Origin of the sequence: uncultured Chitinibacter sp. (genome assembly GCF_945957625.1) — a bacterium.
GTDB classification, from domain to species: Bacteria; Pseudomonadota; Gammaproteobacteria; order Burkholderiales; family Chitinibacteraceae; genus Chitinibacter; species Chitinibacter tainanensis.
Window position 1 is genome coordinate 255,208 of the sequence record NZ_CAMFLP010000001.1, and the last position, 11,839, is coordinate 267,046.

The following is an 11,839-nucleotide window of genomic DNA, read 5'->3' on the forward strand; positions in this document are numbered from 1 at the left end:
GCTCAACGCCCGCTGGTCCGGGCGTTTTTTTTGCAGGAAATTTCATGAAATATCGTGATCTACGTGATTTCATCCAGCAGTTGGAAGCGCAGGGTGAATTGAAACGGGTGCAGCTGCCAGTCTCGCCCAAATTAGAAATGACCGAGCTTTGTGACCGTATCTTGCGCCAAGGCGGGCCAGCGCTATTGTTTGAGAATATACCGGGCTACCGTATGCCGGTGCTCGGCAATTTATTCGGCACGCCACGGCGCGTTGCACTCGGCATGGGCGCGCAAGACACCAGTGCGCTGCGCGAAATTGGCCAAACGCTGGCTTATCTTAAAGAGCCTGAGCCACCCAAAGGCCTGAAAGACGCGTGGGAAAAGCTGCCGCTATTGAAGCAAGTGCTGAATATGGCGCCGAAAGAAGTGCGCAAAGGCATTTGCCAAGAAGTTGTAATTGAAGGCCCCGATGTCGATCTGGGGCAGATTCCGATCCAGCATTGCTGGCCGGGCGATGTGGCGCCGCTGATTACCTGGGGCTTGGTGGTCACTCGCGGGCCGAATAAAAAACGCCAGAATTTGGGCATTTATCGGCAGCAGGTGATAGCCAAAAATCAGGTGATTATGCGCTGGCTGGCGCATCGCGGCGGCGCGCTGGATTTTCGCGAGCATGCCAAGCAAAACCCGGGCAAACCATATCCGGTGGCCGTGGTGCTGGGCTGTGATCCGGCCACGATTTTGGGTGCGGTGACGCCCGTACCCGATACGCTGAGCGAATATCAGTTTGCCGGCTTGTTGCGCGGTAGCAAGACCGAGTTGGTGCAATGTATTGGCTCAGACCTGCAAGTACCAGCCACGGCCGAGATTGTGCTCGAAGGCGTGCTGAAGCCCTGCGAGCTGGGCTACAGTGGTGTGTCAGAACACGGTGTGCCACTGAAAGAAGTGAATGGCTTTCTGCACGCGCTCGAAGGCCCGTATGGCGACCATACCGGCTACTACAACGAGCAGGATTGGTTTCCGGTGTTTGAAGTGGAGCGCATCACCAGCCGCCCCGATCCGATCTACCACAGCACCTACACCGGCAAACCACCGGATGAGCCGGCGATTTTGGGCGTGGCGCTGAACGAAGTATTTGTGCCGATCTTGCAAAAGCAATTTCCGGAAATCGTCGATTTTTATCTGCCGCCCGAAGGTTGCAGCTACCGGATGGCGATTGTGTCGATCAAAAAACAATATCCGGGTCATGCCAAACGCGTGATGTTTGGTGTGTGGTCATTCTTGCGCCAGTTTATGTACACCAAATACATCGTGATCGTGGATGATGATGTGGATTGCCGTGACTGGAAAGAAGTGATTTGGGCGATCACCACGCGGATGGATCCGGTGCGCGATACTACGTTGGTGGAGCATACCCCGATTGATTATCTGGATTTCGCCAGCCCCATTTCTGGCTTAGGCGGCAAGATGGGCTTGGATGCCACCAATAAGCTGCCGGGTGAAACCAGCCGCGAGTGGGGCCGGGTTATTGAGCGCGATCCGACCGCCGTGGCGCGGATTGATGCGATCTGGCGTGATCTCAAGCTGTAAGCGGGCTGGACATTTGAGTTTGGTCTATTCTGTAATCATTGCGTGAACCTAGGGCTTGCCATGTTGCCACTTCATCGAGAATTTGAATTTACCCATGCCGACTTCGAAAAGGTGCGCAAATTAATTTACAACTATGCCGGTATCGCGCTCTCCGAATCCAAGCACGATATGGTGTATGGCCGGCTGGCCAAACGGTTGCGCGCCCTGAATCTGAAAACCTTTCAGCAATACCTGCAGGTGCTGGAAAAGGGTGACCCGAAAGAATTGGAGCTGTTTACCAATTCCATGACCACCAATCTCACCTCGTTTTTCCGTGAGGCGCATCATTTTGAAATTTTGAATCGCTACCTAAAAAGCCAAAAGCCCGGCGGTTCTTTCAATATCTGGTGTTCTGCTTCCAGCACCGGCGAAGAGCCCTATTCGCTGGCGATCACCGCCTGTGAAGCCTTCGATAGCTTGCGCCCACCGGTCAAAATTTTCGCCACTGATCTGGATACCAATGTACTGGAAGTCGGGCGGCAGGGTATTTATGCCGCGGAAGAAGTACGTAAAATGGGAGCGCCGCGCGTTAGCCGCTTTTTTACCCAGCTGAGCGATGGGCGTTTTCAGCTCAAGCCGGAATTGCGTGAAATGATCACCTTCCGCCGTTTGAATCTGATTGAGCCCAATTGGTCGATTCGCGGCCCGCTGGATGCCATTTTCTGCCGGAATGTGATGATCTATTTCGACAAAGACACCCAGTTTAAGATCCTGCAGCGCTTCGCCCCGCTCTTGAAACCTGAAGGTCTGCTGTATGTGGGGCACTCGGAAAATCTGTACCACGCTGCCGAGTTCTTCAAATTGCAGGGCAAAACGGTGTACGAACTCGCCAAAAAGCCAGCAGCGCCGGCAGGCCGCTTCTAAATTCGGCTGATGGAGTCGAGGCTGAGTTTTGTCACGCTGGGGGTCGCCGACTTGGCGATTGCGGTTTCCTTTTACCGCGATACTTTGGGCTTGACTCCCAAGCGCATACTGCCTGAAGTGGCTTTTTTTATGCTGGGCCCTGTGTGTTTGGCGCTGTACCCAACTGAGCTCTTGGCCGCCGATGCGGGCGTGCCGGCGGCAGGGCAAGGGTTTCGTGGTGTAGCGCTAGCACACAATGTGCGCAGCCCAGCCGAAGTGGATGCATTACTGGCGCAAGCCGCCGCTGGCGGTGGGCAGCTGTGCAAATCCGGACAAGCTACCAGCTGGGGTGGCTACGCCGGCTATTTCGCCGATCCGGACGGGCATTTATGGGAAGTGGCGTGGAATCCTGACTTTCCGTTGGATTAAGCTATGCGGCGATGGGGTGCTATACAAATACCTGGTTGGGGTATTTAGTCGGGTGCAATTTAAATCAATGCGTTTGTAGATATACCCTTATTGCCCACGTAGTGCGTACCACAGTTGCCCCAATACCTCTCGGCATGAGGTGCTACTTATTAAAAGTGCATTTGCTTTTGGTAGCAGCGCCGTCAGATTAAAGGGTTCGCGATTCGGGTAATCGGTGGGGGCGGTAAACACTTCAAAGCCCTGCTGCCGAAAGCTGCGCGCGGCGCGTGGCATATGATCGGCGGAAGTCACCAGAATAATCTGCCGGATTTGCGGACCGAGTAATTGGGCACTGAGTGCAGCATTCTCCGCGGTATCGACCGAGCCGCCTTCCACCCAGCGTACATCCACGCCATATTCATGCAGCGCTTGGCGCATATAGTGCGCCTCGCTGGCGCCACCAAGCGGCGCGCCACCCGACACCAGCACCGGTAAACCACTGACTTTCGCAATCCGGGCGCCATAGCGTACTCGGGCGAGCGTGACATTATTGATGGTTTCGCCTTCCACCACGTCGGGGGCGGCAAAGCGTTTGCCCCCACCCAGAATGACAATCGCTTGCGCCTGATCCATGCCGGCCAGGTTTTTGATCAGAGCCGGCGGCTCAATCAGGCGAAACAGATTGTGTGCAACCAAGGGCGTGCTCAAGGCATACAGGCCAGCTACGGCGCTGATCAAGCCAAGCCGGGCGTGCCTGGCCCAGCGCGCAGGCAGGGCGAGGCAAACCGCCATGACTAGCAATAAACTGCCCGGTGGCAGCAGCAAGGTGCGCAAGGTTTCTTTGATGAAGACGGCTAAATCCACGGCTTATTCCTTGTAGGAAATGATTTCTACGCTTTGGCCAAGCCGCAAATCGCCATGATTGAGCGGAACGGCATTTTGCCCGAACAACACCTCGCTGCCCGCGCGGCGAAACTTGGCCAAGGTGCGCAGTGGCTCACCCTTGGGCAGCATTTGCCCGCTCACCGGATCGCGAGTGGTGATTACGCAGCGCTCGCAGGGTTTCACCAGATCGATGAGCACTTCGCCAATCCGAATTTGTTGCCAGCGATCTTCAGCGAAGGGCTCGGCCCCTGCGATCAGTAGATTGGGCCGAAAGCGCAGAATGTCGAACTGTTGCCCGGCGCGTTCATTTAATTCATGCCACGAGCCTTCGCCGATCAGCAGTAGCGGATAGCCATCGCTGAAACTCACCGGCACTTCGGGGCGGCGCTTGGTACGTCGTGCGGATTCAGGGCCAATCCAGCACAGTAAAACGGGCTCACCTAGATAATCGCTACACCACTTATTAAGCGCAGCATTGGCTTGCCAGGCTGGAAATTGGCTCTCCCACACCGTGACTTGCTTTACGGCTGAAAAATCACTGAGCTGAAAGGCTTGGCTAGCCCGATCGGGGGCGTGGAGCACGAAGCCAGTGGCCGTTGTTTCACAGCGCAATTGCAACAAGGCCGGGTGAGTACGGGCGCTAAGAAATTGCCCATCCGGCGTGCAGAGCATCCAGTGGCGGTCATATTGCAGCCCGATAGGCGCAATGCTGCAGTGCGTTAATACTTCGGCTTGGGCGGATTTGAGAGGGTAGCGATAGAGCGCAGCAAGAGATAACACAATGACAACCGCTTATTGGGGTGGCTCATTGTACCAATAGCGTTGCCGCCGCTCGCGCTCGGTTTGAATTTGTATGGTTTTCCCCACGCTCAGCAGTAAGGCGCCATGCTCGGCCGTATTCCAGAACGTGGCACCAACGGCCTCATAACGCGCAATCACCTCAGCTTTGGGGTGGCCAAATGGATTAAACCTACCGGCGGAGTTGAGGGCCATGCTGGGCCGTTGCTCCTGCAAAAAAGCATCGCTGGAGGCTGATTTGCTGCCATGGTGCGGCACAAGCAGGATGTCGTGTGCGGCAAGGCCTTGCCGCAGTAGCGCGGCTTCTTCTTGGCGGCTGATGTCGGCCGTGAGCAGCACACGATATTGCACGGTGCGGATACTAAGCACGCAACTGCGGGCGTTGTCATTGAGCAACACGGCGTCGGCACTGGGCCAAATAAGGCTAAATTCCACTCCATCCCATTGCCAGTGGTGGCCAGCGCTGCAGCGCGTTTGTTGGGCAAAAGGGGCTTGGCGTAAGGCTGGATGGTCGATGGGCAAGGAGTGGATAATTTCTTTAACAGGCCATTGGGCAATCAAGGCTGCGGCCGCGCCGGTGTGGTCGTTGTCGTTGTGCGAGAGGATGAGGGCATCGAGGGCCGGGCCCCCTGTGCTGAGTAGGGCAGGCAGTAGCGCCCGCTGGGCATTAGCGGCTTTACCGGTATCAAACAGCAGCGTGTGCTGCTGGGTTTGTACCAAGACAGACAGCCCTTGGCCGACATCGAGTACCCACAGCCGCAGCTCACCGGGCGCTGGCAACGCAGGACGTGCCAGCAGGGCGGGAAGTAGCAAGACCCAGCCCACCAGCCGACCGGGCCAGCCACGCGGCAATAGCAGCAGTAAGACCCCGGCCACCGCCAGTAGCATCTGCAGAGTAGCGGGGCTGCTGCGCCACCACGCTGCTGGTAAATGTTGCTGACCATAACTCAATACCTGCAGCAAGTATTGAGCTAATTCGGCTGCCGCCCGGAGGCAAAAACCACTGGGGTCAAGGAGACCAAGCAAGGCCAGCGGCGTAATCAAGCCACTCACGATCGGAATCGCAAGCGCATTGGCCAGCGGAGAAAGCAGTGGAAACTGGCCAAAGATGAACAGTAATAACGGTAAAGAAGCCAAGGTGGCAGCCCATTGGCTATGCCAAAAGCCAACCCACCACGCCGGGCGGCTTTGGCTGGCGGCCCAGAGCAAAAAGCCCACCGTGAGAAACGACAGCCAGAAACCCATCGCCAGCGGCGCAAATGGATCGAGCAGCACCACGGCATTCAGTGCCAAGAGCCAGATGATGCTAATCGGCCAGCGGCGGCGACTGAGTAGTCCTAGGGCGACAAACAGCAACATCAGAAAAGTACGCTGGGTGGGTATACTCCATCCGGCCAGAGCAGAATAAGCCCCAGCGGCCAATACCCCTGCTATTAAAGCGGCTTTACGGGCAGGTATGCGATTGACGGCGCGCGGAACCCGACGCCAGAGCGTTTGGCAGAGCGCGGCGGCCAGCATGGCGAGCATGCTGATGTGCAGACCCGAAATCGAAACCAGATGCACAATGCCTGTTTGTTGAAACAGCAGCCATTGTTCGCGGCTGATCGCGCTTTGTTCTCCAATAGTGAGCGCTTGCACCATGCCCTGTAGGGGGTGATTGGCGAGCGTATGCTGGATGTGTTGCTGCAATTGGGCGCGGCCTGCCAGTAGCCAGCTGCGTTGCGGGCAGGCGATGACTTCGGCTTCTTGCCAAATGGCTAGTGCATTGATGTCTTGTTGTAAATACCACCCAAGCAGATCAAATCCACCTGGATTCAGACTGCCATGTACCGGTCGCAATTTCAGCTTGGCCCGAAGGCATTGATTCGCTTGTGGTGGTGGCCCGCGGTAGCCACTGATTTGTAGTGTGTGGGCCTGCCATGCCGGATTGGCGAGCGGGGCGAGCATGCTGGCTTTGACTTGCCAGCCATATTCATTGGTTTGCACTAGGCTATTGATCTGCAGCTCGACTTCGACAACTTGGTTGTAAAGCGCTGTGGGTAGATATAAAGCCAAGCGCTGTTGTGCGCGCCATTGTGTGTAGGCACTGGCGAGGCAAAACAGCATAATGATGGCCAAGAGGCGCCCCAGTTGACGCCGGCGAAAAATCAGGGTGGCGATGGCACACACTAGAGCGGCTAGCGCCCAGCGGGCGGGCTGCAGCTGTGCCGCCCATTGGGCCATACTGATGCCGAGCGGAATCGAAATGAGCCCGGCATAGCTTGCTAGTAGCGCCAAGCGTGAGGATGGTGGATGGATAGCCTGCATGCTTATAGCTAGCTGCTGGGCATAAGGTTTACAAGTTGCAACTGATGGTGAGAGGAGCGGGCTGATGCGCTGGGATCAAATGCGGGAAAGCAGTAATGTGGAAGACCAAACTGGGCGCTCTGGTGCAGGGTTAGGGCGACTGAGTCTGGGTGGGGTTGCCGTGGTGGTTGTCATCGGGCTGCTACTGGGCAAGAGCCCGCTCGAAATCTTGGGGATGGTGGCACAGCAGCAGGTGCACGTCCCGGCCGCAGCGCCCAATGCGGCCTCGCAAGACCCCACTGCCAAGCAGATGGTGCGGCATATTCTGGGGGATACCGAGGCCACTTGGCAGCAGATCTTTGCGGCCCGCGGTGGCCAATATCATGAACCAAAGCTGGTGTACTTCAGCGGTGCGGTGCAATCGGCGTGTGGCTCTGCCAGTGCCGCGATGGGGCCTTTTTATTGCCCGGCTGATCAAAAGGTGTATATCGACCTGGCCTTTTTCCGAGAGCTATCCCAACGCTATGCCGCGCCTGGTGATTTCGCCCAAGCTTATGTAATCGCCCACGAGGTGGGCCACCATGTACAAAACCTACTTGGTATCTCTGCGCAAGTGCATGCCCGACAGCAGCAGTTGAGTAAAACGGCCGCCAATCAGCTGTCGGTGCGCCTAGAATTGCAGGCTGATTGCTTGGCTGGGGTATGGGGCCATTCAGCCGCCCAGCGTGGTTTGCTGGATCCGAATGATCTAGATGAAGCACTGCAAGCCGCCAATGCGATTGGCGACGATACCCTGCAACACAGCGCTGGGCGGGCGGTGGTACCAGATGCATTCACCCACGGTACATCGGCGCAGCGGATGACTTGGTTTCGCCGCGGCATGCAAGCGGGTGATCTAAACCACTGTAATACCTTCGATCCACAAGTAATTTTGTAGTTTGGCTGGTTTTTCGGTACATTCAGCAACAAGAATAGGAGGAGAGATTTATGCTGAAGTACTTACTGGCTGCCGGTTTATCGTGTTTGTTGATGGCCTGTGGTGATCAGGCTGAAAACCAAGGCGGCACGGCTCAGCCTGCTGCCCAAGCGCAGGCTAATGACCCGCGTTATGCCAATGCCTTGCTCAATGCCAACCCTGCGCAGTTTAATGAGATTCTCGCTGATTGCGGCAAGCTTCTGTTTGGCGAGCACGCTGCGCCTGATGAGGTGAAGAGCAAGTGTTACGCCGGCATGGCCGAGCGAGCGCAAAAGCTGGGCCTGAAAATCAGCGAAGCGGATATTAATGAGCCGCTTGTGAAAGAACGTTACCGCTTTACTTTGCGTGAAACGCAACAAAAGTAAGGCGTTTTACTAGTGGATCACGCAAGGGCTGCTTTAAAGCAGCCCTTTGTCATTGTCATTCAATAAATCAAGGCTGTGGCTTAGCCGCTGGCGCAAGCTTTTGCGGGAAAGCAGCTTGGCTTGGGCCGCGTTTGGCAGATCCGTTAGTCGCAGCACATTTTTCTGAATTAACACATCGACTAAGTCTTCGATAACCCGGATTAAGGAGCTGTCGGAATGATCAAGCTCCGAGCCTTGGCCGATAAATGCCATTACTTCGGGATCTCGGGGGCTGATCGCCTCTTGAGCTTCGGCAGTGGCTTCCTGATGGAGCGAGATGATTCGCCCTTCTGTATCGCGACTGACATACATGTGTGCATTCTCCACTGCAAAATAAAACCACGCGGAGCGTGGTTTTATTTTTTAATCGACAAAAAAGAATTAAACCCCGAGCTCTTCAACCCATTGCAGTGCTTGCACATGTGCACGATTAAGCATGTCTGGAGTAATTTGTAGCTGCTCGCATAGCCGCGGCACTTCGGCCATGGATGGGTCTTCACAGGCCTCGGCCAGTTCGAGGAATGGCCCGTAAATGCCGGTACGTGTGAGCAAGGCATCGCTCACTGTTTCCGGCAAGATAAGGGTTTCGAGAATGTTTTCCATCGGCATGTCTAGCAAGACATCCAGCAAGGAGAACATGCCCACGATAAAGAGATTATCTTTGTCCTGGCCATCAAGCAGGTGCGAGCCGAGAAGCTCAACCAAGCGCCCCCGAGTGACGGCAGTTTTAAGTAACGCAGGCGGTGAGCCAGTTTCTGCGCCGGCGGTCACCAGTAAAAGCGTGAGCCAGCGGTAGAGCTTCTGATAGCCCAATATGGTCACGGCATGGCGGAAGGACTGAATTTCACACGACAAGCCAAAGCCCGCCGAGTTAATATAACGCAGCAGCTTAAACGATAGCGCTACATCGCGTTTTAGGGCGTTTTCAATATCGCGAATCTCAGCGTTGTTACGCAACATATTCAGCAAATTCAGAATATTGGCGTAACCCGGATTGATTACCTTAGCCGACAGGGTGACAGGGTGCGCGAAGTAGTACCCCTGGAAGCAATCCATGCCGATATCAAGGCACTGCTTAAATTCTTCTTTGGTCTCTACTTTTTCGGCGACTTGCAGTAGAGGATATTTGCGCAACTCTTTCGAGAGGGTAGGCACTTGTGCCATTCCCAGTTGCTGAATGTCGAGTTTGATGTAGTTTGCAAACTCAATCATTGGTGCTGTTTGTGGGGTCAGCACAAAATCATCAAGGGCGATGCCAAAACCCTGGTTACGCAGCTCCGCAATCCGGTTTAATAGTTCAGGCGAGGTTTGCGTGGTTTCAACAATTTCGAGGACTACGCGCTGTGGTTGCAGCAACTCTAAGAAATTGCTTTCCAGCATCGACTCCGCGACATTAATAAACGCAATCTTATCGCCTACCAGCCAATCGGTTCCCATATTGGAGATGGTATTTACCAATACATTGGTACCCGCCTGCATATCACTGGAAAAATCCGCCGTTTGGGCATCCTGATTCAAACGGAATAGTAATTCGTAGCCAATAATCTGCTGCTGACGATTGAGGATCGGCTGGCGACCAATAAATGCATGTTCTTGCGTCATGTTAAAGCCTGCTGGCTATGCCCCTGTGTTTATTAGGCTATCCTAATGTTTTTGCTTGCAATCAACAAGCCTTGCTTACACTAAATCCTGTGCAAAACGTGATGTTTTGATTGCTGAGTGGTCGGCATGGGTCGATGCAAGTAGATCTTCCATATCTAGCACCAAGACAATCGAGCCATCGCCCGATAAAGTGGCCCCAGCGATACCTTTAGGACGGATATGTTGTAGTGGTTTAATGACCACGTCGTCACGACCAATGAAGCTATCTACCGCCAAGATAAATGAGTGCTCCGCTGATTGCATCAGTACGCCAAACTGGGGGACCTGAACTTCCTCCCAGCCAATCAGGTTCGCTAGTGAACGTACAGAGAGGATCTCATCGCGCACGACAATGGTGGCGCGCCCAGACACTTCCTGCACCTGTTCTTGGCGAATAGTGATGATTTCGCGCACCATGGCCAAAGGCACCGCGAATGGCTGATCGCATACTTTGACCACTAGCACCGGCAAAATGGCCAAAGTTAATGGTAGGGAAATTGTAAAACGTGAGCCATCACCAACGATGGATTGAATATCCACCCGACCGTTCAGTTTTTGGATGTTGGTTTTCACCACATCCATGCCCACGCCGCGGCCAGATACACTTGAAATCTGATCTTTGGTAGAAAAGCCGGGCAAGAAGATCAACTGCAGTGATTGTTTGTCATCAAGGCTATTTGCCGTCTCAATATCGATAAGGCCTTTCTCAATGGCTTTGCGGCGAATAACATCCGGCCGCATCCCACGACCATCATCGGTAATTTCGATCCGAATATGATCACCAACCTGAGTCGCAGACAGTTCAACCACAGCCTTGGCTGGTTTGCCGGCAGCAATCCGCTCTTCTGTCGTCTCGATACCGTGATCAACCGCATTTCGCACCAAGTGCACCAGAGGATCATTCAGATCTTCCAGCATGGTTTTATCAAGCTCGGTTTCTTCACCTGAGATAATGAGCTCTACATCTTTGCCCATTTGCCGTGCCAAATCACGAGCAAGGCGAGGGTATTTTTGGAACAGCCGGCCGATTGGCTGCATGCGCGTTTTCATTACCGCGTTTTGCAAATCGCCAACCAGCAAATCGAGCTGGCCAATAGCCTCATCCAATGCTTTTAGTGTACCGGTATCCATTTTCCCTGACATGATGTCAGAGCGTAGTGTGGTCAGACGATTTTTGGTTAATCCAATCTCACCGGATAGATTCAGTACCTGGTCAAGGCGAACTGTATCAATCCGGATGGTAGTCTCTTGTGTCGAGAGTTGCTGAGATGCCGCGTTGGATTGTGCGCGCTGTGCCGTCGTAGCTGGAACTGCTGCCGCAGGTTTCAGACTCAGCATTGGGTCTGCAACTTGGGCGACAGGTGCTGCTGGCTTAGTCTCAATCACGGTCGCGGTGGATTCGATCACTTGTGGTTCAGAACTGGCTGAAGCACTAGGGGCTTGATCAAGCAGTACATCATACAATTGCTGCCAATTATGCTCTTCACCATTCGGTTGTGGGCTGCTGGCTGGTGAAGCTGGCGTTGCTACTGAAGGCGCAGGGGGCGCTACTGCTGCCGATGTGGCATATAGTTCTTTGCCCTCCAGTACGTTATCCAATCTTTCTAGCAGGGATGGATCTACCGGGGCTGGGAGACGCGACTGTGCCATTGCGCCAAACATGTCACGCACTGCACCAGTGGCCATCAGGATTTCATCCATGATTTCTGGTGTTAGCTTTAATTCACCGTTACGGAGTTTGTCGAACAGGTTTTCCGTACGATGGCAAAGACTAACCATCGCATCGACATTCAAAAAGCCTGCGCCACCTTTGATGGTGTGAAAGCCGCGGAAAATATCATTTAAAAGTGCTCGATCATCCGGACGTTTTTCCAGTTCAACAAGCTTATTATCCACTTCGGACAGGAGCTCTGACGACTCAGTCAGAAAATCCTGTAGCAGGTCTTCCATGCCGGCAAAATCACTCATGATATTCTCCTTCTATATGCTTC

Annotated in this window: 11 protein-coding genes; 5 read left to right on the forward strand and 6 right to left on the reverse strand. The window is 54.3% G+C overall.

Features of this window, described 5'->3' with window-relative positions:
* The first annotated feature begins 44 nt into the window (after positions 1-44).
* The 3 genes from ubiD to QV747_RS01225 are packed head-to-tail and all read left to right on the forward strand — an operon-like array spanning position 45 to position 2,879.
* Positions 45-1,568 carry a 4-hydroxy-3-polyprenylbenzoate decarboxylase gene (gene ubiD, locus QV747_RS01215; RefSeq protein ID WP_273428233.1) on the forward strand — a complete coding sequence of 508 codons (1,524 nt, stop codon included), beginning with the start codon at positions 45-47 and terminating at the stop codon, positions 1,566-1,568.
* A 60-nt stretch (positions 1,569-1,628) separates the two neighbouring features.
* A complete protein-coding gene (locus QV747_RS01220; protein WP_047393997.1) occupies positions 1,629-2,471 on the forward strand; it encodes a CheR family methyltransferase in 843 nt (280 codons plus the stop codon).
* A gap of 9 nt (positions 2,472-2,480) precedes the next feature.
* Positions 2,481-2,879, forward strand: a complete 399-nt coding sequence (locus tag QV747_RS01225; RefSeq protein ID WP_273428230.1) for a VOC family protein — start codon at positions 2,481-2,483, stop codon at positions 2,877-2,879.
* A gap of 87 nt (positions 2,880-2,966) precedes the next feature.
* Here QV747_RS01225 and QV747_RS01230 read toward each other — a convergent pair whose 3' ends face one another.
* Genes QV747_RS01230 through QV747_RS01240 form a run of 3 tightly spaced genes read right to left on the reverse strand, consistent with a single transcriptional unit; the run spans position 2,967 to position 6,848 of the window.
* A complete protein-coding gene (locus QV747_RS01230) occupies positions 2,967-3,722 on the reverse strand; it encodes a YdcF family protein (RefSeq protein WP_273428227.1) in 756 nt (251 codons plus the stop codon).
* A 3-nt stretch (positions 3,723-3,725) separates the two neighbouring features.
* The gene (locus QV747_RS01235; RefSeq protein WP_273428225.1) at positions 3,726-4,523 is read right to left on the reverse strand and encodes an MOSC domain-containing protein; all 798 of its coding nucleotides are present in this window, start codon (positions 4,521-4,523) and stop codon (positions 3,726-3,728) included.
* A 12-nt stretch (positions 4,524-4,535) separates the two neighbouring features.
* Positions 4,536-6,848, reverse strand: coding sequence for a DNA internalization-related competence protein ComEC/Rec2 (locus QV747_RS01240; protein WP_273428223.1), 2,313 nt, complete (start codon positions 6,846-6,848; stop codon positions 4,536-4,538).
* Positions 6,849-6,912: 64 nt separating this feature from the next.
* On the opposite strand from QV747_RS01240, the gene QV747_RS01245 reads away from it, so the two are divergent.
* Complete coding sequence (locus tag QV747_RS01245; protein WP_273428221.1) at positions 6,913-7,764, forward strand: neutral zinc metallopeptidase; 852 nt, start codon at positions 6,913-6,915, stop codon at positions 7,762-7,764.
* A gap of 50 nt (positions 7,765-7,814) precedes the next feature.
* Entirely contained in the window at positions 7,815-8,168 is a 354-nt protein-coding gene (locus tag QV747_RS01250) for a hypothetical protein (RefSeq protein WP_028448831.1), read from the forward strand.
* Positions 8,169-8,201: 33 nt separating this feature from the next.
* Here QV747_RS01250 and QV747_RS01255 read toward each other — a convergent pair whose 3' ends face one another.
* From QV747_RS01255 to QV747_RS01265, 3 genes are all read right to left on the reverse strand, one after another.
* Positions 8,202-8,519 carry a hypothetical protein gene (locus QV747_RS01255; protein ID WP_028448832.1) on the reverse strand — a complete coding sequence of 106 codons (318 nt, stop codon included), beginning with the start codon at positions 8,517-8,519 and terminating at the stop codon, positions 8,202-8,204.
* 69 nt (positions 8,520-8,588) lie between these two features.
* Positions 8,589-9,809, reverse strand: a complete 1,221-nt coding sequence (locus QV747_RS01260) for an EAL and HDOD domain-containing protein (RefSeq protein WP_028448833.1) — start codon at positions 9,807-9,809, stop codon at positions 8,589-8,591.
* 75 nt (positions 9,810-9,884) lie between these two features.
* Complete coding sequence (locus QV747_RS01265) at positions 9,885-11,816, reverse strand: chemotaxis protein CheA (RefSeq protein ID WP_273428217.1); 1,932 nt, start codon at positions 11,814-11,816, stop codon at positions 9,885-9,887.
* Positions 11,817-11,839: the final 23 nt, after the last annotated feature.

Excerpts from the sequence above, each read along its gene's own strand:
- QV747_RS01250 (WP_028448831.1), top strand. The coding sequence starts at position 7,815 with ATGCTGAAGTACTTACTGGCTGCCGGTTTATCGTGTTTGTTGATGGCC.
- QV747_RS01240 (WP_273428223.1), bottom strand. The coding sequence starts at position 6,848 with ATGCAGGCTATCCATCCACCATCCTCACGCTTGGCGCTACTAGCAAGC.
- QV747_RS01255 (WP_028448832.1), bottom strand. The coding sequence starts at position 8,519 with ATGTATGTCAGTCGCGATACAGAAGGGCGAATCATCTCGCTCCATCAG.
- QV747_RS01260 (WP_028448833.1), bottom strand. The coding sequence starts at position 9,809 with ATGACGCAAGAACATGCATTTATTGGTCGCCAGCCGATCCTCAATCGT.
- QV747_RS01220 (WP_047393997.1), top strand. The coding sequence starts at position 1,629 with ATGTTGCCACTTCATCGAGAATTTGAATTTACCCATGCCGACTTCGAA.
- QV747_RS01225 (WP_273428230.1), top strand. The coding sequence starts at position 2,481 with ATGGAGTCGAGGCTGAGTTTTGTCACGCTGGGGGTCGCCGACTTGGCG.
- ubiD (WP_273428233.1), top strand. The coding sequence starts at position 45 with ATGAAATATCGTGATCTACGTGATTTCATCCAGCAGTTGGAAGCGCAG.
- QV747_RS01245 (WP_273428221.1), top strand. The coding sequence starts at position 6,913 with ATGCGCTGGGATCAAATGCGGGAAAGCAGTAATGTGGAAGACCAAACT.
- QV747_RS01265 (WP_273428217.1), bottom strand. The coding sequence starts at position 11,816 with ATGAGTGATTTTGCCGGCATGGAAGACCTGCTACAGGATTTTCTGACT.